General features: G+C 68.9%; 24 protein-coding genes and 2 pseudogenes. 6 read left to right on the top strand and 20 right to left on the bottom strand.

What is annotated here, in order from left to right; translation table 11 throughout:
* Window positions 1–2 precede the first annotated feature (2 nt).
* The 10 genes from H7K45_RS17850 to H7K45_RS17805 form a co-directional block, all read right to left on the bottom strand.
* Window positions 3–662 (bottom strand): class I SAM-dependent methyltransferase, encoded by a 660-nt coding sequence (locus H7K45_RS17850; protein ID WP_276070259.1) that lies wholly within the window; start codon window positions 660–662, stop codon window positions 3–5.
* Between the two features lie 69 nt (window positions 663–731).
* A complete protein-coding gene (locus H7K45_RS17845) occupies window positions 732–2,210 on the bottom strand; it encodes a glutamate-cysteine ligase family protein (protein ID WP_263997224.1) in 1,479 nt (492 codons plus the stop codon).
* 69 nt (window positions 2,211–2,279) lie between these two features.
* Entirely contained in the window at window positions 2,280–2,417 is a 138-nt protein-coding gene (locus H7K45_RS31545; protein ID WP_263997223.1) for a DUF2256 domain-containing protein, read from the bottom strand.
* Window positions 2,418–2,427: 10 nt separating this feature from the next.
* Window positions 2,428–3,204, bottom strand: a complete 777-nt coding sequence (locus H7K45_RS17835) for a class I SAM-dependent methyltransferase (protein WP_263997222.1) — start codon at window positions 3,202–3,204, stop codon at window positions 2,428–2,430.
* Between the two features lie 16 nt (window positions 3,205–3,220).
* Complete coding sequence (locus H7K45_RS17830) at window positions 3,221–3,619, bottom strand: hypothetical protein (RefSeq protein WP_263997221.1); 399 nt, start codon at window positions 3,617–3,619, stop codon at window positions 3,221–3,223.
* 56 nt (window positions 3,620–3,675) lie between these two features.
* Window positions 3,676–4,530, bottom strand: a complete 855-nt coding sequence (locus tag H7K45_RS17825; RefSeq protein ID WP_263997219.1) for an oxidoreductase — start codon at window positions 4,528–4,530, stop codon at window positions 3,676–3,678.
* Between the two features lie 64 nt (window positions 4,531–4,594).
* Window positions 4,595–5,335 carry a PadR family transcriptional regulator gene (locus H7K45_RS17820; protein WP_263997218.1) on the bottom strand — a complete coding sequence of 247 codons (741 nt, stop codon included), beginning with the start codon at window positions 5,333–5,335 and terminating at the stop codon, window positions 4,595–4,597.
* A 107-nt stretch (window positions 5,336–5,442) separates the two neighbouring features.
* Window positions 5,443–5,973: a PadR family transcriptional regulator gene (locus H7K45_RS17815; RefSeq protein ID WP_263997217.1), complete on the bottom strand. Its 531-nt coding sequence runs from the start codon at window positions 5,971–5,973 to the stop codon at window positions 5,443–5,445.
* Between the two features lie 127 nt (window positions 5,974–6,100).
* A complete protein-coding gene (locus H7K45_RS17810; protein ID WP_263997216.1) occupies window positions 6,101–7,672 on the bottom strand; it encodes an NCS1 family nucleobase:cation symporter-1 in 1,572 nt (523 codons plus the stop codon).
* A 124-nt stretch (window positions 7,673–7,796) separates the two neighbouring features.
* A complete protein-coding gene (locus H7K45_RS17805; RefSeq protein WP_263997215.1) occupies window positions 7,797–8,507 on the bottom strand; it encodes a GntR family transcriptional regulator in 711 nt (236 codons plus the stop codon).
* 119 nt (window positions 8,508–8,626) lie between these two features.
* Here H7K45_RS17805 and H7K45_RS17800 point away from each other — a divergent pair, with 119 nt between their 5' ends.
* On the top strand, window positions 8,627–9,952 hold the full coding sequence (locus H7K45_RS17800) for a carotenoid oxygenase family protein (RefSeq protein WP_263997214.1): 1,326 nt from the start codon (window positions 8,627–8,629) through the stop codon (window positions 9,950–9,952).
* On the opposite strand, the gene H7K45_RS31540 is transcribed toward H7K45_RS17800, so the two are convergent.
* Window positions 9,953–10,369, bottom strand: coding sequence for an SEC-C metal-binding domain-containing protein (locus H7K45_RS31540; RefSeq protein WP_263997213.1), 417 nt, complete (start codon window positions 10,367–10,369; stop codon window positions 9,953–9,955).
* Between the two features lie 154 nt (window positions 10,370–10,523).
* On the opposite strand from H7K45_RS31540, the gene H7K45_RS17790 reads away from it, so the two are divergent.
* Complete coding sequence (locus H7K45_RS17790; RefSeq protein ID WP_263997212.1) at window positions 10,524–10,901, top strand: hypothetical protein; 378 nt, start codon at window positions 10,524–10,526, stop codon at window positions 10,899–10,901.
* Between the two features lie 57 nt (window positions 10,902–10,958).
* Window positions 10,959–12,062, top strand: coding sequence for a cation:proton antiporter (locus H7K45_RS17785; RefSeq protein WP_263997537.1), 1,104 nt, complete (start codon window positions 10,959–10,961; stop codon window positions 12,060–12,062).
* Here the strand turns inward: H7K45_RS17785 and H7K45_RS17780 are convergent.
* The gene (locus H7K45_RS17780) at window positions 12,038–12,973 is read right to left on the bottom strand and encodes an AraC family transcriptional regulator (protein ID WP_263997211.1); all 936 of its coding nucleotides are present in this window, start codon (window positions 12,971–12,973) and stop codon (window positions 12,038–12,040) included. The genes H7K45_RS17785 and H7K45_RS17780 overlap by 25 nt on opposite strands.
* 24 nt (window positions 12,974–12,997) lie before the next feature.
* Here H7K45_RS17780 and H7K45_RS17775 point away from each other — a divergent pair.
* Window positions 12,998–13,462, top strand: a pseudogene (locus H7K45_RS17775) (anthrone oxygenase family protein); the annotation flags it as partial.
* Here H7K45_RS17775 and lfrA read toward each other — a convergent pair.
* The 3 genes from lfrA to H7K45_RS17760 are packed head-to-tail and all read right to left on the bottom strand — an operon-like array spanning window position 13,374 to window position 16,583.
* The gene (gene lfrA / locus H7K45_RS17770; RefSeq protein WP_263997210.1) at window positions 13,374–15,062 is read right to left on the bottom strand and encodes an efflux MFS transporter LfrA; all 1,689 of its coding nucleotides are present in this window, start codon (window positions 15,060–15,062) and stop codon (window positions 13,374–13,376) included. The pseudogene H7K45_RS17775 and the gene lfrA sit on opposite strands and share 89 nt — an antisense overlap.
* A gap of 51 nt (window positions 15,063–15,113) precedes the next feature.
* Window positions 15,114–15,686, bottom strand: coding sequence for a TetR/AcrR family transcriptional regulator (locus H7K45_RS17765; RefSeq protein ID WP_263997209.1), 573 nt, complete (start codon window positions 15,684–15,686; stop codon window positions 15,114–15,116).
* A 48-nt stretch (window positions 15,687–15,734) separates the two neighbouring features.
* Window positions 15,735–16,583, bottom strand: a complete 849-nt coding sequence (locus H7K45_RS17760) for an RDD family protein (protein ID WP_263997208.1) — start codon at window positions 16,581–16,583, stop codon at window positions 15,735–15,737.
* 28 nt (window positions 16,584–16,611) lie between these two features.
* Between H7K45_RS17760 and H7K45_RS17755 the strand changes: the two genes are divergently transcribed.
* Complete coding sequence (locus tag H7K45_RS17755; protein WP_263997207.1) at window positions 16,612–17,604, top strand: stage II sporulation protein M; 993 nt, start codon at window positions 16,612–16,614, stop codon at window positions 17,602–17,604.
* 83 nt (window positions 17,605–17,687) lie between these two features.
* Here the strand turns inward: H7K45_RS17755 and H7K45_RS17750 are convergent, their stop codons facing one another.
* The 5 genes and pseudogenes from H7K45_RS17750 to H7K45_RS17730 form a co-directional block, all read right to left on the bottom strand.
* Complete coding sequence (locus H7K45_RS17750) at window positions 17,688–19,010, bottom strand: DUF58 domain-containing protein (RefSeq protein ID WP_263997206.1); 1,323 nt, start codon at window positions 19,008–19,010, stop codon at window positions 17,688–17,690.
* Window positions 19,010–19,984: an AAA family ATPase gene (locus H7K45_RS17745; protein ID WP_263997205.1), complete on the bottom strand. Its 975-nt coding sequence runs from the start codon at window positions 19,982–19,984 to the stop codon at window positions 19,010–19,012. The genes H7K45_RS17750 and H7K45_RS17745 overlap by 1 nt, the downstream gene beginning before the upstream one ends.
* Entirely contained in the window at window positions 19,981–21,126 is a 1,146-nt protein-coding gene (locus H7K45_RS17740; protein WP_263997204.1) for a DUF4350 domain-containing protein, read from the bottom strand. The genes H7K45_RS17745 and H7K45_RS17740 overlap by 4 nt, the downstream gene beginning before the upstream one ends.
* Window positions 21,123–21,776: a DUF4129 domain-containing protein gene (locus H7K45_RS17735; protein ID WP_263997203.1), complete on the bottom strand. Its 654-nt coding sequence runs from the start codon at window positions 21,774–21,776 to the stop codon at window positions 21,123–21,125. Before H7K45_RS17735 ends, H7K45_RS17740 begins: the two co-directional genes overlap by 4 nt.
* A gap of 1 nt (window position 21,777) precedes the next feature.
* A pseudogene (locus tag H7K45_RS17730) lies at window positions 21,778–23,025 on the bottom strand (DUF7847 domain-containing protein).
* 70 nt (window positions 23,026–23,095) lie between these two features.
* On the opposite strand from H7K45_RS17730, the gene H7K45_RS17725 reads away from it, so the two are divergent.
* Window positions 23,096–23,560: a GatB/YqeY domain-containing protein gene (locus tag H7K45_RS17725; protein WP_263997536.1), complete on the top strand. Its 465-nt coding sequence runs from the start codon at window positions 23,096–23,098 to the stop codon at window positions 23,558–23,560.
* The last annotated feature ends 7 nt before the right edge of the window (window positions 23,561–23,567 follow it).

Here is a 23,567-nt window from a genome sequence, read left to right as displayed (position 1 = left end):
TTCTAGCCCGCCTTGTGCGCCGTCAGGAGGAACGCCGGCATCTTGGTTCGGCCCTTGTCGTCGTGGTCGTGGCTCAGCTGGAACGGCGCGTCTGGTCCGGACGGCATGTTGGCGTGGATGAAGGCCGGCCGGATCTCGTCGACCTCCCAGTACGTGCCGACCGCCGCGCGCAGTTCGGCCTCGTCGACCTCGTTGGGCTTCTCCTGCAGCTCGGCCGGGAAGGCACCCTTGGCGAAGACCAGGACGTAGTAGACGGCGCCAGGGGCGGCGGCCCGGTACACCGACTGCTGGTAGCCCTCGCGTCCCTCGACCGGCAGCGAATGGAACAGCGTCGAGTCGAGGATCGTGTCGAACCGGCCGTCGAATCCGGTGAAGGTCGTGATGTCGTCTTGGACGAAGGTGGCGCCGGACAGCCCGCGCTCCGCGGCGGCCTTGGTGGCGGCGGCGACCGCGGTGGGCGTCAACTCGATGCCCACCACCGTGTACCCCTGGGCGGCGAGGGCCAAGGACAGTTCCGCGTGGCCGCAGCCGGCGTCGAGAACCTCGCCGCGCACCTTGCCCGCCGCGATGAGGGCGGCCAGCTCCGGCTGCGGTTCGCCGATGTTCCACGGCGGGGCTCCCTCGAACCCACCGTCACCGCGGTAGGCCTCGTCCCAATCCATGAAGTGCGAGTCGGAGGAATCGGTCACGCACTCCAACGTACTCGCCACCGACGGCGCCTCACCGCTCGTTCAGGACGGCCCGTCCCAGGTGTGAACGGGTTCGTTGCCGTGCATCCGTTCGCAGTACAGGCTCAGCATTTCGGCCAGTGCCCCGGGTCGGTCCAGCCCACGCCGCTGGAGCGCGTGTACCGTCTCGACCTGCCAGAGCGCTCCGTTGCGACCGGACTTGGCGCGCCCCTCGATCACTCCGAGGTAGCGATCGCGCACCTCGGCGGCGACACCCCACCGCTCGAGTCCCTCGTGGGCCAGGGGCAGCAGTTCGCGCAGCACCAGTTCGTCGGGCGTCACCTCGCCCAGGCCTGGCCAGTAGAGCCGCGCCGCCATCCCGCTGCGCGCAGCGGAGGTGAAGTTGCGTTCTGCCGCAGCGAAACTCAGCTGCGTCCAGATGGGGCGGTCGTCGTCGGACAGCGCCCGCAGGGCGCCGTAGTAGAAGGCGGCGTTGGCGAGCATGTCGACCACGGTCGGGCCGGCAGGCAACACCCGGTTCTCGACCCGCAGGTGCGGGCGCCCGTCCACGACGTCGTACACCGGACGGTTCCACCTGTAGATGGTGCCGTTGTGCAGACGCAGTTCCGGAAGCGTCGGTGTGCGCCCGGCGGCCAACTCGGCGACCGGATCCTCGTCGGAGACCTCCGGCAACAGCGACGGGAAGTACCTGACGTTCTCCTCGAACAGGTCGAAGATGGACGTGATCCAGCGCTCGCCGAACCACACTCGCGGTCGCACCCCCTGGGTCTTGAGTTCCTCCGGCCTGGTGTCGGTGGCTTGGGCGAACAACTCGATGCGCGTCTCCGACCACAGCTCGTGGCCGTAGAAGTAGGGGGAGTTGGCGCCCAGAGCCAGCTGCGGTGCGGCCAGCACCTGTGCGGCGTTCCAGTTCTGTGCGAACTCCGCCGGTGACACCTGCAGGTGCAATTGCACACTGGTGCAAGCCGATTCGGGCGCGATCGACGCGGCTTGCAACGACAAGCGCTCCGCCCCGCCGATGTCGATCATGATGTCCTCACCGCGGGCGGTGAAGATCGAGTCGTTGAGCGCCTGATAGCGCGTCGAGTCGCTCATCCAGTCCGCCGCCAAGTGCTCGGGCATCAGCGTCGGCAGGATGCCGATCATCACGATGTGCGAACCGTCGGAGTTGGCCTTGGCCTCCGCGGCATTCAGGCTCGCGCGCACCTCGCGCTCCAGGTCCACGCTCGAACTGCCGCCCAGCGGGCGGGGCGGCACGTTGAATTCGATGTTGTAGGCGCCCAATTCGGTCTGGAACGCCGGGTCGGCGATCGCGGCCAGCACGTCGCGGTTGGTCATCGCGGGTTGATAGGCGGAGTCGACGAGGTTGCACTCGATCTCCATGCCGGTCAGCGGGCGTTCGCACTCGAAGCTGGACTGGGCGAGCATCGTCTCGAACACGTCGAGGCTGAGCTGGACCTTCCGCCGGTATTGCAGCCGGTGTTCTCGGCTGTATTCGGTCTGCGTGACTTCGTCACCCATCAGCGGTACCCACGACGCCGAGCCTATCGGCGCGGTGTGTCATCCACCGCCAGGACGCCCAAGACCGCGTTACTTCTTCGCGCTGCGGCGGCACCGCTCCGAGCAGTGGACGATCTGGTCCCACTGGCCGCGCTGACGCCACTTCTTCCGGTTGGCGAACGGCCGTCCGCACGTGATGCAGGTCTTCACCTCGGCGTCCTTGGCCACGTCACCGAACCTACCCGCGTGGACGGGCGACCACCGCGACCTGCGGGGTGAGCAGTCCGCCGCGCAATTCGACGGTGACGTCCGGACCGGCCTCGGCGGCAAGGGCCCGCAGTGCCGAGGGGCTGTAGCTGCGCAGCGAACTGATGACGCCGTCGTGGACGAAGGGGATGAACGGCGCCAGCGGGAGCATGGTGGCCAGCCTGATCAGGTGCAGCGGCGCGGGCGGTCGGGGTAGGTCGACGATCACCAGCTTGTGGGCGACGCGGGTGCCTTCGGCGATGACGCGGGCCGCGGCGGCCGGCGGCAGGTGGTGGAACGACAGGGCGAAGACCGCCAGGTCGAAACTGCCGTCGGCAGAGTCGATGTCGGTGGCGTCCACGACGGCGACGGTGGCGCGCTCGTCGGAGCCGAGCGGACCGGCCTTGATCGCCGCCACCGACTGCGGCTCGACGTCGGTGACCGTGACGTGTGCGGTGGGGTGCATCTCGAGGAGCTTGGCCGACAGGCCGCCGTGACCGGCACCGAGTTCGAGGATGCGCGGATCCGGCACCTCGGCCACCTCGTCGAGCGCGATGTGCGCGAACTTCTCGTGGTTGCCGAACCAGTCACCGGTCAGCTCGAGTGCTCGGATGACGCTGCGCTTGCGCGAAGCGACCCCGGGATCGCCGGAGTCGCGGTCGAGGTACTCCAAGCGGTCGGTCTCGAGCAGCCGGTCCAGACACGACGCGTCGGGCCCGCCGCGCGGCATGGTGGACACGTCGAGGTTCGGTCGGGCCATGCCCTCCATGATGAACGTGCGCGCGTCAGAACTGCCCGGGGAACGGCATGAGGGGCAAGTGCCCGCCGGGGATCTGCCCCATCAGCTCCGGCATCACCGGGTGCTCGGTGGGCACCCTCGCGCCGTCGCGGTAGACCAGCGTGCCCACGTAGGTGCCGTTGTCGAAGTTGTCGTAGTAGAAGGAACCGGAGACGATGTACTGGCATTGCGTGTGGGTCGTCCCGTCCGGCGAGGTCGGACCCGCGACGAACACGCCGCCGTACTCGGGTGCCTCGCACACCGCCTGCGGATCGGGCGCAGGGGCGGCGGGGTCGGGATCGGCGTTGGCGACCGCACTCAGAAGCAGTGGGCCGGCCGCGCACACGACGGCGAGCGCCGCCGCGCGACAGCCGCGGGTGATCGTGTTGACAAGGATGGCGGGCACCTCTCGGTTGGGGACGACCCCGATCAGGTGACCTTAGCGGTGCCGCCGCTCTCGCGTTAGGGGTTGAAGTCGGCAGGCAGCTCGATGTCGGCGACGGCCAGGTTCTCCTCCAAATGGGCCACCGACGAGGTGCCGGGGATGAGCAGCACGTTGGGGGCCACGTTCAACGTCCACGCCAGCGCAATCTGGGCCGGCGTGCGGCCGAGGTCGGCGGCCGCCTTCGTGACCGCCGGGTTGCCGAGCACCGGATTGTCGTCGTTGAACGCCGAACCCAGCGGGAAGAACGGAACGAACGAGATGCCGCGTTCGGTGCACAGGTCGAGAACGGGTTGGGAGGTTCGGTCGACGAGGTTGTAGGCGTTCTGGACGGTGACGATCTCGGTGCGCTCCAACGCGATTCGCAGATCGTCCACGCTCACGCTCGACAGGCCGATGCCGCCGATCAGCCCCTCGTCGCGGGCGGCGATCATGGCCGTCAGCTGGCGGTCGAACAGCTCGTGGTCGACGACGCCGGGGGTGTTCGGGTCACCGGAGTGGATGCGCAGGTTGACCGCGGCGAGCTGGTCCACGCCCAGCTCGCGCAGGTTGAGTTCGATGTCGGCGCGCAGGTCGTCCGGTTCGGACGCGGGAACCCAGTTGCCCTCGCCGTCGCGGCGGGCGCCGACCTTGCTGACCAGGGCCAGACGGTCGGAATACGGATGCAGGGCCTCGCGGATTAGTTGGTTGGCGACGTCGGGGCCGTAGAACTGTGCGGTGTCGATGTGGTCGACGCCCAGTTCGACGGCCCGTCTGAGCACGGCGATCGCCGCGTCGTGATCCTTCGGCGGACCGAAGACGCCCGGGCCGGGCAGTTGCATGGCGCCGAAGCCGATGCGGTTGACGGTGAACGAGCCCAGAGCAAAGGTATCCATGGATTGATCCAACCCCGAAAGGGGCGCATTCAATCCGAATGCGCCCCAATTCGAGGGAATGTTCCTACTCGGACTCGCCGAGGATGCCGTAGATCTCGCGGCGGGCGTTGTTGACGACGTCGGCGATGCGCTTCTGCTGCTCGGGGTTGGCAGCGAAGAAGGACTGCTTGACGGCGCCCATCAGCTGACCGACGGCACCGCGGAGATGCACGGCACCGGGGTCGGCGCCCTCAGTGATCTCGTCCCACGGCGCGGTCTCGATCTTCTCGGCCGCCTCGCGGCCGGCGTCGGTGAGCTCGAAGAGCTTCTTGCTGCCCTCGCCGGGTGCGCTCTTGATGAGGTCTTCGTCGACCAGCAGCTGCAGGGTCGGGTACACCGAGCCAGGGCTGGGCTTCCAGAGATCCTGGCTGCGTTCGGCGATTTCCTGAATCATTTCGTAGCCGTGCATGGGCCGTTCGACGAGCAGCGTCAGGATGGCGGCACGGACGTCGCCGCGCCTGCCGCGACCGCGCCCGCGGCCACCGCCACGGTGGCCACGACCGAAGCCGGGGCCGCCGCCGAAGCCGGGGCCGCCGAAACCGCGTCCGAAGCCGGGGCCGACGGGACCGAAACCGGGACCGAAGGCGCCGTCGAAGGGGCCGTCATGGCCACCGTCGTGGTTGCGGACGGCGTCGCGGAACTCGTCGCGGAACGCGCGCCGAGCGTGGCGCCGGTGTTCGTGGAGGGCGCGTCCGTCGACGGGACCGAAGCCGAAGCCGGGCTGGCCCGCGAAGGGACCGTTGGGGGGTGTGAATGGGGTGTTCATGTGATTCGTCTCCTTGGCCGGGAAACGCCGAATGCGCTTCCGATACGTTGACGATATATCGGAAACTATCGCGATGCAACCATTTGGTTGCGGTTGATTCGGCGGCGCTACGCCGTGCCCCGCTCGTCGAGGGCCTTGACCTGCGCACGCGCCCATTCAGCCTCCATCGACGCCGCGCGTAGCCCGTAGTCGAGAGCGGCTGCGCCGTAGAACTCGGCGTCGCTGTCGCCCCATGGCGCCAGGCCCTCGCGCAGGGCGCTGAGCCGGTTCGACTCGGAGTCGGCATGGGCGGCGACGCTGAGCAGATACGCACGCGCCTGCTCGCGGGGGATCTCGCCGAGGAGGAACACGCGTAGCAACGATGCGCTGCGCAGGGGCGGATCGTCGCGCGGATTGGTCACCCACCGAAGCAGCTCGGCCCGACCGGCCTCGGTGACGGCGTACTCCTTGCGGCCACGCGGACCGACGTCGGTGACCTCGATCAGCCCGGCAGTGGCGAGTTTGTTGAGCTCGCCGTAGAGCTGGCTCTGGGTGGCGGGCCACACGTTGGCCATCGAATTCTCGAAACGGCGCAGCAGGTCATACCCACTGCCCGGATGCTGGGCCAAGAGGCCGAGAGCGGCGAAGCGAAGACTCACCGGACGAGCGTACGGCCCGACGTTCCAGTTGTGGAATGTCGGGCCGTACGGTGTGTCGGGTCTGTCGAACGTGACGCCACTGCGACATCCGGGCCGAATCTTCGCAGTGGCGTCACGCTCGGCGCGGTCAGGCTGGGGTGTCCTCCGCGTCGACGAGGGTGGCGCCCTCGGGGAGGCGCAGCGCCGTCGAGCGCCACGGGCCCCGCGTCGCGAGCACGTAGTACAGGCCGAAGGCCACGCCGCAGCCGATGAACCAGCTGTACTGAGCGGCACCGGCCATGCCGAAGACGATGCCGCCCAACAACACCGGTGCCATCGCCAGGACCGCACCGACCACGGTGGCGATCACCGCCGACAGGTTGTAACCCTTGGAGTACCAGTAGTTGGCCGCCGGCAACAGGGTGAACAGGTCGTCGACGACGATCTTCTGCTTGCGCACGATGTAGAAGTCGGCGATCAGCACGCCGAACAGCGGTCCGATGAACGCGCCGAGCGTCTCCAGGGTGTAGTGGATGACCTCCGGGTTGTTGTACAGGTTCCACGGCGTCAGCAGCACCGATCCGACGGCGGCGATCATGCCGCCCATGCGCCAGCTGATCTTCTGGGGGCTGACGTTGGAGAAGTCGAACGCCGGCGAGATGAAGTTGGCGACGATGTTGATGCCGATCGTCGCGATGGTGAACGTCAAGGCGCCCAACACGATTGCGGTCACGCTGTCGATTCGTGCCACGGTGGCGACCGGATCGGTGAGCAGCTCGCCGAACACCGGGACCGTCGCCGCCGCCGTGACGACGACGAGCAGGGAGAACACCAGGAAGTTGACCGGCAGGCCGAGGAAGTTGCCCTTCTTGACCGCCGAATAGCTCTTGCCGTAGCGCGCGAAGTCGCCGAAGTTCAGCATCGGGCCGGAGAAGTAGGACACGACGAGCGCAATCGCGCCGAGCATCACGACCAGCGTGTTGCCCTTCTTCTCGCCGCCGAGGTTCAGGCTGACGTGCCACCCCGACTTCCACAGCAGGTAGCCGCACAGAATGAACATCACCACGTAGACGGCCGGTCCGCAGAAGTCGATGAACTTGCGGATGGACTCCATGCCGCGCCAGAAGACCGCGGCCTGCAGGATCCACAGCAGCGTGAAACTGCACCAGCCGAGCAGCGACAGACCGGTGAAGCCGTACTGGTCGACGTCGGCGTAGGGCGCCAGGCCCGGGAACAGCTTGAGCAGCACGACGTCCAGCGCCGCCGACGCCAGATACGTCTGAATGCCGTACCAGGCCACGGCGATCAGCCCGCGGATGATGGCCGGGATGTTGGCGCCGAGCACGCCAAAGGAGCTGCGGCACACCACCGGATACGGCACGCCGGCCTGCTGGCTCGGCTTGGCGACGAGGTTGCACAGGAAGTACACGATGACGATGCCGACCAGCAGCGCGATCAGCACCTGCCAGCTGGCCAGGCCGAGCGCGAACAGGGAGCCCGCGGTGACGTACCCGCCGACGCTGTGCACGTCGGACATCCAGAACGCGAAGATGTTGTAGGACGACCAGCTCTGCTTGCCGAGCGGGGCGAGATCCTCGTTGGTCAGCCGGGGGTCGTAACTGTCCTTGATGACCCCGCTGCCGACCGGATGGCCGGCGGCCTCGACCATGTCGCCGACGGCGATCACCGCGCTGGGCGGTGGTTCCTTGACGTTCGTCATTGCTAGCTCCTGCTCGTGTGCACGGGTGGCGAACCGATGTGGGGAAAAGCTAGCGGTGAGTTGTTGCGGGGCGGTTGCGCCGAAGATATATTCTCGACGCGTTTTCGGGCCACGCCTGGGCCAATCAGGGCTCGTCGGCGACGAGGCCGGTGTCAACCGGCAGGGTCGCGACCACCTCGTTGAGTCTGCGGTGGTGTGCGGCGCTGGTGGCCAACAGCCGGTCGACGTCTCGGGCGAGGAACGCGTCGAGCATCTCGCCGTGGTCTTCGTGAAGGCGGGCCCGCTGGGAGTGCTCGACGTGCACCATCACTTGGACGGGTTCGGTGATGTTCCAAGCGGATTCGAGCATGTGAATCAGTCGGAGCATGCCCGAGGGTCTGGTGAGGCCCATGTGGAAGTGTCGGCTCTGCCGGTGGTAAGCCTGCGGATCGTCTTGTGTCACTGCATCTTCGAGCAGCTGGTTGGCCCGGGTGACGTGGGCCCGCTCGGCGTCGGTGGCGCGGCCGACGGCGGCGGCCAGCGCGGCTGATTCCAGGGTCTCGCGCACGATGTACATCTCGGCGAGCTCGCTGGCGGTCAACCGGGCGACCGCGTAGCCGACGTTGGTCTGATGGTCGACGAGGCCTTCGCCGGTCAACGTCTTGAGGCTTTCGCGGACCGGGATGGCGCTGACGCCGAACAGGTCGGCGATCTCGCTCACCGGGATGGGAGTGCCGGGCGGCACCGCCCCGTCGAGGATCACGCGGCGCAGCTCGTCGACGATGCCTTGTTGGGACGCACCGGACCGGTTCACCACGAGCGGCCGGGCCCAGTTGGAGGGGCGACGGGCCGACATCGGACCATCCTGCACCGCCGAGGCCGCCGCGGCGAGGCCAGTAACATTCCACTATTGACATGTCAGTTCTGGAGTGTCATCGTGGATCAAGCCCACTCCGAGTCCAGGGAGCAGCACAGATGACCGAGACCCAGCAGGCCGAGTTGCTCGGCACCGGAACCTTCTTTCAGCGGGGCAACTACGCCCCGGTCGCCGACGAACTCACCGACTTCGACCTCGAGGTCGACGGCGCGATTCCGCCCGAGCTCGACGGCTGGTATCTGCGCAACGGCCCCAACCCGCGCACACCGACCGGACACTGGTTCAGTGGCGACGGGATGATCCACGGCGTGCGCCTGGAGAAGGGCCGCGCCGCCTGGTATCGCAACCGCTGGGTGCGCACGGACAGCTTCGAGCAGGACTTCCCGCTCTACAACGAGGACGGCACCCGCAACCTGCGGTCGGCGGTGTCCAATACCCACGTCGTCAACCACGCGGGCAGGACGCTCGCGTTGGTGGAGTCGTCGCTGCCGTACGAAGTGACCAACGACCTGGAGACGGTCGGCGCCTACGACTTCGGTGGCCAGCTGGTCGACTCGATGACCGCGCACCCCAAGATCTGCCCGACTACCGGGGAGATGCACTTCTTCGGCTACGGCAACCTCTTCGAGCCCTACGTCACCTACCACCGCGTCGACGCCAACGGGACCTTGACCGTCAACCGGCCGGTCGACGTCCCGGCGCTGACGATGATGCACGACTTCGCGTTGACCGCCGGGCACGTCATCTTCATGGACCTGCCCATCGTGTTCAACGTCGACGCGGCCGTCGCGGGCGACATGCCCTTCCGCTGGGACGACGGATACGGGGCACGCCTCGGAGTGATGCGACGCGACGATCCCTTCGGTCCGATCAGGTGGTTCGACATCGACCCGTGCTACGTGTTCCACGTCGCGAACGCCTACGACGTAGGCAATTCGATCGTGCTGCAGGCGGTTCGGTACCCCGAACTGTGGCGTGGCCACGCCGGTTTCGACCAGGACGCGATGATGAGCACCTGGACGATCGACCTGACCACGGGCAGGGTCGGCGAGCAGCAGCTCGACGACCGCCCGGTGGAGTTCCCCCGCATCGACGACCGGCTCGCGACGCTCGCGGCCCGCTACGCCGTCTCCGTCGGCAAGGACAAGCTCGTCCGGCACGACCTGACGACGGGCAGCGCCGTCGAGCACCGGTTTGGCACCGCAGCCTCACCCGGTGTGCCCGGCGAGGCGGTGTTCGTCCCCGGGGCCGGGCCTGCCGACGAGTCCAACGGCTACTACCTCGGGTACGTCTACGACGCCGCGCGCGACGGCAGCGACCTGGTGATCCTCGACGCCTCGGACTTCGCGGGTGCCCCGGTCGCCACGATCAAGCTTCCCCAGCGGGTGCCGTTCGGCTTCCACGGCAACTGGATTGGGTCCTAGTCAGACGGCGGGTGCGGCGAGCGGCGGTCGCCCGTGGCAGGACCGGAAGCGGCTGCCGCTACCGCAGAAGCACGGGTCGCTGCGGGGGATCGGCAGCATGTAGACGTGGTCTTCGTGAACGCGCGCCATGGCGTCCTGCAACCGGTGGTCCGGCGCGGGCACGTGCCGGTGCGTCTGCCAGGCGATCGCCACGGCGAGAGCGCCGAGCAGCATCACGATCTTGACGGCCTCGCCGGTGTGGCGAAAGCGGAACCAGGCCGCGACGACGTGGTCGTGGCCCTCCAGCACCCGTGCGATCTGCTCGCCGGACGGCATGCCCAACCGAAGCTCTGCGAGCAGGGCATCCTGCAGACGGCTCAGCTCGTCGAGCGTCATGCCGACCAAAGCGGCCTCGACGCGTTCGTCCGTCGACGTCACGTTCTCGATTGCGTACACGATGTCCCCCCGAACACTTCGTCTCCCCAGACGCTCTCATCCTGAACGATAACGAGCCGACGCGCCGGACGAATCGGGGAAAACCCTCACGACAGACTCACGGGGTGTTCACGGCAACCCGGTTTAAGGTGTGCCGATGGCGGTCAAGTGGCTCGACGATCCGGAAGATCACGACTACGACGCGGCCGCGGACTACCTCAGCCTGATCAGCGAAGACAATGCGATCTCCGCCACCGTCGAGGCCCTCAAGTCCGCGGTCGCCACCCAACGCAAGGCCAAGGACATCCTGCGGGCCGCATGCCTGGATCTGCTGCCGGCCACCAACCCCCGCGTCAAGACCGACCTCGCGAAGATCGACGCGGGCAAGAAGCTCTCACCGGTCCTGCTGGTGCGCGGCAAGGTGCTCGACGGCGTGGCCCTGCAGATCGCCGACGGGTATCACCGGGTCTGCGCGAGCTACCTCACCGACGAGAACACGCCCATACCGTGCCGGCTGGTGTCGTGGCAGACGTGACGAGCTGAGGTGTCCGGCTTCGGTTTTCACACCCTGGCACTGCTGGTCGCGGTGGGCATGGCGGGACCGCTGCTGACGGCCGTCCCCGGCCTGCGGATTCCGGTCATCGTCGGCGAACTCCTCGCGGGAATGATCATCGGGAAGACCGGGTTCGGAATCGTCGACTCGGCCAACTCCACCTTCACCCTGTTGGCGGACATCGGTTTCGCGCTGGTGATGTTCGTCGTGGGTACCCACGTCCCGGTGCGCGACACCGCCTTGCGGGCAGGCATTCCCAGAGCGGTAGCGCGAGCCGCGCTCGTCGGCGCCGTCGCCGCGGTGTTCGGCGTCGTCCTGGCCCATGGCTTCGGAACCGGGCACGCGGCGCTCTACGCGGTGCTGATGGCGTCGTCGTCGGCGGCCGTGGCGCTGCCCATCATCGACGAGTTCGCTCTCACCGGCCCACCCGTGCTGTCGGTCAAGGCGCAGATCGCGATCGCCGATGCGGCGTCGATCGTGTTGCTGCCCTTGGTGATCGACCCCTCCCGCGCACCGCGGGCCGCCCTCGGTGCCGTGGCGATCGCCGCGTGCGCCTGCGTACTCTTCGTCGTCCTGCGGCACTTCGAACGCAAGGGCACCCGCAAGCGTGTGCAGAAGTACTCCAAGCAACACGAGCTGGCGATGGAGCTGCGCTTCAGCCTGCTGATGTTGTTCAGCCTGGCCGCGGTGGCCACCTCCACCCACGTGTCGATCATGCTGGCTGGATTCGCACTTGGCCTGGTGGTCAACGGAATTGGGGAACCACACCGCCTGGCACGCCAGCTGCTTGGCATCACCGAGGGATTCTTCGGGCCGCTGTTCTTCGTCTGGCTTGGTGCGTCGCTGCAGGTGCGCGAGCTCGGAGAGCGTCCGGCCTTCATCGCGCTGGGCGTCGCCCTGGGGGTCGGTGCGGTGCTCGTCCACTGTGTCGGAAGGGTGTTCGGACAACCAGTTCCACTCGGCGTCATGGCCGCGGCGCAGCTCGGGGTGCCCGTCGCCGCCGCCACGCTCGGCACACAGCTCGGGCTTCTGAGCGCGGGTGAGCCCTCGGCGCTGATCCTCGGCGCGCTGATCACCATCGTGGCCACGACCGTCGCGGGGGTGGTCCTCAAGCGTCGTCAGACCGAGGCGCCGGCTCGATAGCCGTTGGGGCTGATGCCGTAGGCGCGTTTGAAGGCTCCGCTCAGGGCGAACGGCGTGCCGTAGCCGACCTGGCGTGCGACCGATCCGACGGTCGCCCCGTCGGCACGCAACAGGTCTGCGGCCAGGGCCAGCCGCCAGCCGGTGAGGAACGCGATGGGCGGCTCGCCGACCAGGTCGGCGAATCTGCGGGCGAACAGCGCGCGCGAACAGCCAACGGCGGCAGCCAAGTTGGCCACCGTCCACGGATGCTCCGGATGGTCGTACATGAGCCGCAGCGCGGGCCCGACCACGGAATCGTGCTCGGCGTGCCACCACGTCGGCGCCCGGTCGTCGCGGTCGAACCATGTGCGCACCACGTCCATCAACAGCAGGTCGAGTAGCCGGTCCAGGTACGCCGCCTGGCCGGGTCCGTCACGACCCGCTTCGTCGGCCAGCAACGGCACCAGCGGCGTGTGCCACTCGTCGGCGCGGATCACCAGCACCGTCGGAAGTGCCTGCAGCAGTCGTGAACTCACCTCGCTGCGACCCTCGTAGGCGCAGACGACCGCCCGGTCGGTGCCCGAGGCGGCGTTGCCCCAGGTCCGAACGCCGACCGACATCTCGAAGCGCAAGTCCTCACCGCGCAGCGTCGTGCACCGGTTCCCGGGATGGATCACGACCTGGGGTTCGGTCTCCGCGTGGTCGGTGAACGCGTAGTACTCCACCCCGCGGGCGAGGGCGACGTCACCGGGGCCGAGCTCGTAGCGGCGACCGGAGTCGGCCAGCAGGACCGCGCTGCCGTCGGTGACGCAGATCAGTGTCAACGGCGCGTCGTCCTGGATGCGCATGGACCACGGCGGATCCAGGGACAGCCGCAGCACGAACGCGCCGCGGGCACGCACCCCGTCGAGCAGTCCGCCGAGCGCGTCCACGCCCTCGACTGTAGACGCTGGAGTATGGAATGCGGACTCTCGTCGATGGATCGTCTGGGTGGCCCGCGCTTGACTGACGTCGTGTCCATGAGCCCCTACCTGATCGCCACCACCTCGACGGCCGTGGCCGGCGCCGTCGTCGGCGGCATCTTCTACGCCTTCTCCACCTTCGTGATGACGGGCCTCGACCGCGCCGGGCCGGATGCGGCGATCGCAGCCATGCGCGGCGTCAACGCCGAAGCGCAGGCCAACGCGCCCTTTCTGCTGGTCTTCGTCGGCTCGGCCGTTCTCGCCCTGGGCGTCGGCGTCATCGCGACCGTGCGGCTCGCCCAACCAGGCAGCGGCTACGTGTTGGCCGGCGCGGTGCTCGTCCTGGTGGCGTTCCTGGTCACGGTGATGTTCAACGTTCCGTTGAACGATCACCTTGCCGCGGTGGATCCGACGGGCTCGACCGCAGCGGACGCGACGCGGGAATGGCACGCGTATCTGGGCCCGTGGACCGCGTGGAATCACGTCCGGACCCTCGCTCCGCTGCTGGGGTCGGTCCTGATCCTGGTGGGGTCACGCGGCCGCTGACACCGCGGAACGCGATGGCGACGACACCGGCGGCGATGAGGACGAGGGTCGCGGCGATGGTCGTCGTCGGCGCGATGCCCGCGTCGAAGGCGACGCGCGCCGAATCCATCAGGCGGGTGCTCAGCGCAGGCGGCAGCGTCTGTGCGACCGAGGCGGCACCGCTGATGCTCTCGCGGGCGTCGGCGGTCTGCAGATCGGTGAGCCCGCCAGGCAATTCGACGCTGGCGCGGTAGTACGCCGTGAAGATCGTGCCCAGCGTCGCGGTGCCCACCACGGCGCCGAGCTCGTATGCCGTCTCCGACACCGCGGAGGCCGCACCGGATTTGGCGGGCTCGACCGACGCCACGATGGTGTCATTGGAGATGGTTTGCGACGAGCCGACGCCGATCTCGAGGATGACGAACGAGATCACCACCGCCACCACCGTGAGGTCGTGCCGGAACAGCAGGATGGCCACGAAGCCGGCAGCCACCAGCACCAGACCCACGATCATCAGGGCATGCGGCGCAATGCGTTTCGCGATCGGCACCACCGCGATACCCGCGATCATCGACACCACGGCCCCTGGCAGCGTGACCAGACCCGCGGCCAGCGGACTCAGACCCAGCACCAGCTGCAGGTGCTGGGAGATGAAGAAGATGAAGCCGATGAGCCCGACGATGGACAGGAAGTTCGCCAGGATCGACGACGTGAAGGCGCGGTTGGCGAACAATCCGACGTCGAGCATCGGGTTGGCCGAACGGCGCTGACGGCGGACGAACACCATGCCGGAGCCGACGCCCATCGCGACCGCGGCCACGACGAGGCCGGACACCCCGTCGTGTGCGGCGGACTTAACCGCCCAGACGATCGGCAGCATCGTCGTCAGGGTGAGGGCCACGCTGACGGGGTCCACCGGGCCCGGGTTCGGGTCCCGCGACTCCGGCACCAGTCGCGGTGCCAGCACCAGCAGCGGCAGCAGGATCGGCACGGCGATGAGGAACACCGCACCCCAGTGGAAGTGCTGCAGCAGAACGCCGCCGACGATGGGCCCCAGCGCGGAACCGGCGGTGAAGCAAGACGCCCACAACGCAATGGCCAGCCGCCGGGTCGAGGCGTCCATGAAGATGTTGCGGATCAGCGACAGCGTCGACGGCATCAGCATGGCGCCGAAGACGCCGAGCAGCGCACGCGCCGCGACGAGGTACTCGGCGCTGGGGGCGACGGCCGCCGCAGCCGAGACGACCGCGAAACCGCCGGCACCGATCATCAGCAACCGGCGGCGGCCGATGCGGTCACCGAGGCTGCCCATCGTCACCAGCAGCGCGGCGAGCACCAGGGAGTAGACGTCCACGATCCACAGCTGGGTGGTGGCCGGCGGACGGAAGTCCTGCGCGATGCTGGGCAGCGCGAAGGCGAGCACGGTGTTGTCGACGGCGATGAGCAAGACCGGCAGCATGAGCACCGCAAGCGCGAACCAGGCGCGCCGCGGGGTGGGGATGGACGTCGGGGTGGCGTCCACGTGGATGGACATGTCGATTCTCCTGAGAGCTTCTCTACTGGCGAAGGGCGAGAACCCTTGGCGTCAAGACTGATTCGGGTTGATGGTGCCCTGGGTGAGGCTGGCCATGATGGCGTCGACCACCTGGACGCGGGGCGTGCCCTGGCGGGTGGCGTCGTGTCCGGCGTCCAGGAGCGCCCAGAAGACCAACCGGGGCCACCCCGGCGGTCCGGCGGTGCCCTGGGTGGCCACCCGGTCGAGCACCTCGACGATCGCCTCGTCACCGGTGTCGAGTTCGGCGGTCAACTCCGCGTCCCGGACGATGGAGGAATCGCAGTAGACGAACGACGCGATCGGGCCCAGGTCCAGTTGGCCCTCGACCACCCGGCGCAAACCCTCGACCGGCGGCCCGCAATGCGGTTCGGCGTGTTCGATGGCCGCCTTGCTGAGCTCGTGGACGTGCAGGGCCAGCGCGCGCATCAGGTCCGTGCGCTCGGCGAAGTACCGGTGCAACGTGCTGCGACCCACCCCGGCCGACGCCGCGACGTCGCCGAGGGAGGCGTTCGGATTGGTGCCGAGGACGTTCATGGCGGCGTCGAGAATCGCCTTGCGGGTTCTCGAGCGGGGGCCACCAATGGCCGACAACGACGCAGTCATGTACTCCAAGCTAGCACATGTGGCCCATAGTGGGACAGTGGTGTCCCACTATGACGGGGTCGTAAATCCCCCTGGTGGACCACCCCGGTCGACGGGTGGGGGTGCGTATCCGCTGGGGGCGGGCGTCCACGCCGTCGGTGACGGCACCGGGCGCAGTCGGTCAAGCTCGCGGCGATGACGTTCGGCCAGCACGGCTGCCAGCACCAGAGGCGGGGGCGCCGTCGGCGGTGGTGGTGGTGAGATCTGCCCGACGACGTCGAAGTAGATGCGGTGCGCCATCTGGTCTCGCAGTGCCGGCTCGAGTTGACTGGCCCGCATCAGGAACTGCCGGGCCAACTCCGCTTGCTCGGGCCGAAGGCCCGACAGCTGGAGCGACGACGCCCACCACGCCAGCTCCGGCGGCATCGGCACCGGCGGTGGCATCTTCGGTCCGCGCTCGCTGATCACCATGGTGCCGGCGAACACGTCGCCGACCCGCTTGCCCTTGGGCGAGATCATGCTGCACACCACTGCAGGCGCCCCGGCGAACATCCAGATCTCGACGAACCCGGACAGTCCCCGAAACAGCGCCTGCCGGAAGCGTTCCGGGCCGCCGTCTTCCGAGACCACCCGCAGGCCCAGCGCCATCTTGCCCAGCGACCGACCTCTGGTCGCGACCTCGAAGATCACCGGGTAACCGACGATGCTCAAAACGGTGAAGACGATCAAGATGGCCGCCGACAGCGCGTCGTCGAGATCGGAGATCGTGACCGCCCACAGCAGCACGCCGAGGACGTAGGCCAGGAAGACGACCGTCAGGTCGACCAACGCGGCCAGGGCGCGAACCGGCAGTTGGGCGATCTGAACGTCCAGGACGACGGCGTCACCCGTGACCATCGGCTCGGGCTTGGCCACCATGGCACCCAACGCTACTAGGCTCGCCGACGTGGACGTCGACGCATTCGTCCTGGCCCACCGGCCCGCGTGGGACAGGCTGGACCATCTGGTAAAGCGTCGCCGCACACTGACCGGCGCCGAAGTCGACGAGCTGGTCGACCTCTATCAACGCGTCTCGACCCACCTGTCGATGGTGCGCAGCGCCTCCGCCGATTCGGTGCTCGTCGGCCGTCTTTCGGGCCTGGTGGCCTCGGCACGGTCGGCGGTCACCAGCGCGCATGCCCCCGTGTGGAGCGAATTCACCCGGTTCTGGACGGTGTCGTTCCCCGTCGTGGCCTACCGCGCGTGGCGGTGGTGGCTGGGTTCGGCGGTCGCATCCGTGGTCGTGGCCGTCCTCATGGGCAGCTGGGTGGCGGGCAGCCCCGAGGTGCAAGCCGCCGTCGGAACCCCGTCGGACCTGGCCGAACTGGTGAACCACGACTTCGCCTCCTACTACAGCGACAATCCGGCTGGTTCGTTTGCCCTGCGGGTGTGGGTCAACAACTCGTGGGTGGCAGCGCAGTGCATCGGCTACGCGGTCGTGCTGGGTCTGCCCATTCCGTACGTGCTCTTCCAGAACGCCGCCAACGCCGGGGTCATCGGGGGCTTGATGTTCGACGCGGGCAAGGGCGGCCTGTTCCTCGGTCTGCTGACGCCACACGGGCTGCTCGAGCTGACCGCGGTGTTCCTGGCCGCGGCGGTCGGCATGCGGCTGGGCTGGTCGGTGGTCTCGCCCGGGGACCGGCCGCGCGGCCAGGTGCTTGCCGAGCAGGGGCGGGCGGTCGTCTCGGTGGCCGTCGGGCTGGTCGTCGTGCTGCTGGTGTCGGGCTTGATCGAGGCGTTGGTGACGCCGTCCCCGCTGCCGACGTTCGTGCGCATAACGATCGGCGTCGCCGCCGAGGTCGCGTTCCTGGCCTACGTGGTGCACTTTGGGCGTAAGGCCGCCAGGGCCGGCGAGACGGGTGACGTCGACGACGCCCCCGATTTGCTCCCCACGTCCTGATTCGTCTCCGCGAGCAGTCGCAAAAGCGCGCGACACGCCGGCTGCGAGTGCAGGTTTACGTCTGCTCGCGGGGAGGGGGGCGTTCAGAGCTTGCCGGAGGCCTTCATCGCCAGATAGCGGTCGGCCAACGCAGGCGCCAGGTCTTCGGGAAGGGCATCCACGACGTCGACGCCGTGGCGCCGCAGCCGTGCGGCCACCGCACCGCGGTCGCTGCGGGAACGTTCGGCCGACGCCGCGTCGTACACCTGGGCGGCGTCGGACCGCCCCGCCGCCAGCCGGTCCACCCGCGGATCGCCGACCGCGGCCAGCACCACCTGATGCCGCGCGGACAGCTGCGGCAACACCGCCATCAGACCCTCGTCGAGCGCCGAGGAGTTCAGGTCGGTCAACAACACCACCAGCGCACGCCGACGGATGCGGCGTTGCACCGCAGCCACCATCGCCGAGGCGTCGGACTCGACCAACGCCGGCTGCAGCGGAGCCATCGCCGTGACCAGCGCAGGCAGCAATTCGGTACGTGCGGCGTTGAAGACCCCGGCGCGCGGAAGCCGGTCGTGGGCGACGAAGTCGACGTGGTCACCCGCGCGGGAAGCCAAGGCCGCCAACAGCAGTGCGGCGTCCATCGACCAGTCGAGACGCGGCCAGCCACCGGGGTCCCCCGACGTGGGGTCGACGCCGACGCGACCCGCGGACGTCCGGCCGGTGTCGAGCACGATGACCACCCGGCGATCGCGCTCCGGGCGCCAGGTGCGGACGACGACGTCGGCGCGCCGCGCGGTGGCCCGCCAGTCGATCGACCGCACGTCGTCGCCGACGACGTACTCGCGCAGCGAGTCGAATTCGGTGCCCTGGCCACGAATCAGTACCGGCACCGCGCCGTCGAGTTCGCGCAACTTCGCCAGCCGCGACGGCAAGTGCTTGCGGGACAGGAAGGGCGGCAGGATGCGCACCTGGGCCGGCACCCGGTGCGAGCTCTGTCGACCAGCCAATCCCAGGGGGCCGACGGAGCGCACCGTCACCACCGCCGACCGTTGGTCACCCCGGCGGATCGGGCGCAGCGTGGTCACGACCCGAAATCCTCGACCACCAGGGATCGTCACCCGGTGCGTACGAGGCTCGGCACGCGCCGACGGCGCCCAGGCGTCGCGAACCCAGCCCCGGAGTTCGCGGCGCCCGGGGTTGTCCACGACCAGGGCGGCCTCGACCGGCTCGCCAAGGCGCGCCGACCCGTCCCCGGTTCGGGTGAACCGCAGCCGCCGGGTGTTGGCGGCGAGCACCGCGTCGGCCACGGTCGCCGCCGCCAGCAGGATCAGCAATACCACGAACGTCTCCGCCGGCCACGGCGAAACGGCAACGGGGAGAACGCAGATCAGGGCGATCAGTCCCACCCGGCCGGTGAGCACCACTAGCGTGGCACCGGCACCGCGGACAGGATGCCGTCGAGGACGCCGTCGGGGGTGGCGCCTTCCAGTTCCGCTTCGGGGCGCAGCGCGATCCGGTGCCGCAGCGTCGGCCGTGCCATGGCCTTCACGTCGTCGGGGGCGACGTAGTTGCGACCCGACAACCACGCCCACGTCCGTGACGTCGCGAGCAGAGCCGTCGCGCCGCGGGGTGAGACGCCGAGCTGCAACGACGGGGACGCCCGCGTCGCGCCCGCGACGTCGACGATGTAGCCCATCACCTCGTCGGCCACCAGGACCCGACGCACCGCTTCCCGTCCGGCGGCAAGCTCTGCCGGGCCGGCGACCGGGCGCACACCGGAGAGGTCGCGAGGATCGAAACCCCTTGCGTGCCGTGACAGGATCGCGATCTCCTGGTCGCGCGGCGGCAACGGCACGTTGAGTTTGAGCAGGAAGCGGTCGAGCTGCGCCTCGGGCAACTGGTAGGTGCCCTCGTACTCGATGGGGTTCTGGGTGGCCGCGACGATGAAGGGGTCGGGCAGGGCGCGCGGCTCGCCGTCGACGGTGACCTGACGCTCCTCCATGGCCTCCAGCAGGGCGGCCTGGGTCTTGGGGGGTGTGCGGTTGATCTCGTCGGCCAGAAGGAGATTGGTGAATACCGGCCCGGCGCGGAACTCGAATTCTGCGGTACGGGCGTCGTACACCAGCGACCCGGTGACGTCACCCGGCATCAGGTCGGGGGTGAACTGGACGCGCTTGAAGTCCAGCGCCAGCGCCGAGGCCAACGTGCGCACCAACAACGTCTTGGCGACCCCCGGCACGCCCTCCAACAGCACGTGACCCCGGCACAGCAGCGCGATGACCAGACCGCTGATCACCGCGTCCTGCCCGACGACCGCCTTGGCGATCTCGGAGCGCAGCGCGAGCAACGCCTGTCGAGCGCCGTCGGAGTCCGTCGTCGAAGTCGGTGGTTGGTTCACGAGGTGGCGACCTGCCTTTCGATGTCGTCGAGTAGCCGTGAGAGGGCGACCAATTGGTCGTCGTCGGTGGGGTCGGGCCCGAAGAGTGCGTACTGGACGGCCGACGGCTCGTGCCGAATGCGGCCGGCGACCGTCTCGACGACCGACGCCGGATCGGACTGCGCGCCCAGTCCGAGCCGGGGCAGGATGCGCTGCAGCACCGAGGTGCGAAGCGCCGAGGCGGCGCGGTCGCGGGCCCGTCGTGACCGATACAACCTGCCCCGGCCCTCGACGGTCTCCGAGGCGCGCACCACCACCAGGAGGTTCTCGGCCACCAGCGGACCGATGCGACGGGCCTTCCAGAGCGCGACGACGGCGACGACGAGGCACAGCTGCAGCACGATCCAGCCCACCCGACCGGGGATGAGGTCCATGATCGAGGTGGCGCCGTCGGATTCGCCTTCGATCCGATTGGCCGCGTACCAGATGACCGTCGGCCGCGCGCCGGCCAAGTTCATCGCCAGCGCGGCGTTGCCCTGTTGCAACAGTCCGGAATTCGTCATGAAGTCGGCCGTGCCGACCACGGTGACGGTGCGACCGCGTTGCTCCTGGCGGACCAGAGCGCCGCGGTAGCAGCGGGTCAGGGGAGCGGCCCCGTCGACCGCTTCGAAGGTCGCACTGAGGTTGAGCTGCACGCGGCCCGCACGGGTCGCCTCGGGCAGGTCGCAGTCGGGATCACCGCCGAAACTGGTGGCGTCGGCCGCCTTCACACCAGGAGCCAGCGCCTCCCGCGTCCACGACGACGGCTCGACCAACAGCAGGTCGCCTGGGAGGCCCTCGAGTCGGCGCAGTCCGTCGTCGTCGACCAGATAGGGCGTCGGCGCCACCACGAGCAGGGAGTCCGGTGACGCGGCGCGCTCGACGCCGGCGAGATCGGTCGCCGTCACCACGTCGACTCCGTGATCGCGCAGCAGGGCGACCAGGGCGTGGGCGCCGTCGGGGGAGGTGGCCTCGGGGTCCATTCGGCCGCCCTCTCGCGGCGCGGTCAAGTACGCCGAAGCCGTTGCGACGCCGACGATGAGCACGAGCGCGAGCAGCACCCACCGCACGGTGCGCCACCGCTGCACGACGGTGGCACCGACGGCCGACGAGGTGTCGCTCATCGCACCTCGGCCCAGCCGTCGACGGCGCCGGAGGCACCCGGCCGGGCCGACTTGCCGACGCCCTGGTGCAGGAGGTGCTCGTCGAGGTCGGCGATGACCCGGTAGCCGGTTTCGGTGCCGTGCTGCTCGCCGTAGGTCACGTCGTTGAACACCGTTGCCGCCCGGCGCAATTCGTCGGTGAGACGTGGCACCGCGTGGCCGACGTCGCGGGCGAGTTCGGTGGCGGTGCGCCCGGGCACGGGCTGCACGACCCCGGCCTCCTCGAGGTTGCGGGCCACCGCGCGGAGCCGCTGCTTGATGGCCATCGCCCAATCTCCTTGCGATGCAGCCAGTTCGGCGGCGGCCCTGTGCTCGACCGAGCTCATCTCCGCCGAGCCGAACAGCGTCGCGTGCTGCCTGCGGTTGGTGCGCATGGTGCGTCGCGCCACCCGAAACGCGACGACGGCGGCGACCGCGACCAGGGTCGACAGCACCGCGATGGTGATCCAGCCGCCGGGGACCGACGCGCCGCCGGCCATGACGCGAAACAGCAGATCCTCCAGCAGCCGTGACAATTGGTCGGTCAGGGAGCCGCGGGGATAGATGGGCTTGCTCAGTTCGCGCTGTGCGGCGTCGTGCGCGGCGTCGCGGTCGATGTCGATGATGGACACGTCAGCGTGGCTGGGTGAGCCAGAGATCGTCGGTGGAGTCGACCATTCCGGTCGCACCGGTGCGCAACACCAGGTCGAAGGCCTCCGCCCTGATGCGCCGATCGGCGTAGAGCAACACGACGACGCCGGCGTCGAAGGGTGCGGTGACGATCTGCCCGATGGCGGCTCCGACGGTGATCAGCACCAGCGCGACGACCATCATGGTGGTCGACTCGCCGACGGCGAGCATGACCTGCCCGACCAGGCTGAAGGGCACCGTGACGGCGCCGGCGATCACCCCGGCGATGATTGCCGCCAGGAGGCGGATGCCGAAGACCCGCCAGAAGTCGTTCCTGATGAGCCGGAAGGACCGCCTGATGGCGGCCGTGACACCGATGCGCTCCAAGACGATCAGCGTCGGCGCGAAGCTCAGCATCGTGTACAGGTAGACCAGTGCCGCGATCCCGGTCAGGCCCAGCACCGCGCCCACCACGAACGCCGCTGCAGCGCCGACGAATTCGGCGACGGCCACTGTCACTCCAACGGCCACGCCGATCAGGAGCAGGGCACCGACCGCCTCCAGTGCGGTGATGCCGAGCAACGGAAGTCAACGCCCGCGGACCCGCCGCCACGCCTCGCCGACGCCGATCGGCGCGCCGAACACGGCCCTGCCGACGACCACCGTCAACAGGCCGCTCAGCACGATGCCGGCCAGCACGGTGGTCAAGGCGCCCGCGGCGCTGGACAACACCAGTCCGACGGCCGACGACCCGGTGAACTCACCGCCGTCGGAGGACGGGTCGAACGACGAGGGGGACAACATGCCGCTGGAGGCCAGCGGTCCGATCTCGAACAACAGGGAGACGATCTGGGCGACCACGACGACGATGGTGGTCAGGCCGAGGGTCGCCTTGGGATTGGCCCGGATGTAGGCGACCGCCGCGTTGAGGATGTCGGACAAGCCGAGCGGTCGCAGCGGGATGATGCCCGGCTTGAGCGCCGGTGGCGGACCCATCGGTGGATAGCCGGGCGGTGGGTAGCCGGGCGGGCCCGGCGGCGGGTACTGGTAACCGGATTGCGGAGCGTAACCCGGCGGCGGAGGGTAGCCCGGCGGCGGCGCGTACTGGCCCGGTTGCGGTGGAAAGTAGCCCGGCGGCGGGAATCCCGGCGGGGGCTGGTGCGGCGGCGGAAACTGCCCGTAGCCGTAGCCAGGTGGTGGCGGATACGCGGGCGGCGGTGGGACGACGGGGCCGCCAGCTTCGCTGCTCATGTCCCTCATCCTGTCGATACCGGCGTTCATTCACAACGTGTCCGGGGTGCCCGAGCGTAGCGTCTACGCCATGGCAGAACTCAAGGATCGGTTGCGCGCCGACCTCGTGGTGGCGATGAAGGCACGCGACAAGCTGACGACCGGCACGCTGCGGATGCTGCTGGCGGCGATCCAGGCCGAGGAGGTGTCGGGCGCCAAGGTGCGCGAGCTGTCCGACGACGAGGTGCTCAAGGTGCTGGCCCGCGAGTCGCGCAAGCGGGGCGAAGCCGCGCAGATCTACGTGTCGAACGGACGCGGGGAGCTGGCCGCCAACGAGCGGGCCGAAGCTCAGGTCATCGACGACTACCTGCCCACTCAGCTCAACGACGACGAGCTCGCCAACGTCGTCAACACGGCCATGGCCCAGGTGGCCGAGGAGCTCGGACACCGGCCCGGCGCCAAGCAGATGGGCCAGGTGATGAAGGCGGCCGTGGCGATCGCCGAGGGCAAGGCTGACTCGGCGCGTCTGTCGGCCGCGGTGAAGGATCGGCTCTAGCGGTTAT

The sequence above is a fragment of the Mycobacterium yunnanensis genome (assembly GCF_025823185.1).
Lineage (GTDB): Bacteria > Actinomycetota > Actinomycetes > Mycobacteriales > Mycobacteriaceae > Mycobacterium > Mycobacterium yunnanensis.
The sequence above is the reverse complement of the archived record's forward strand: the minus strand, read 5'-3'. Positions and strand labels throughout refer to the sequence as shown.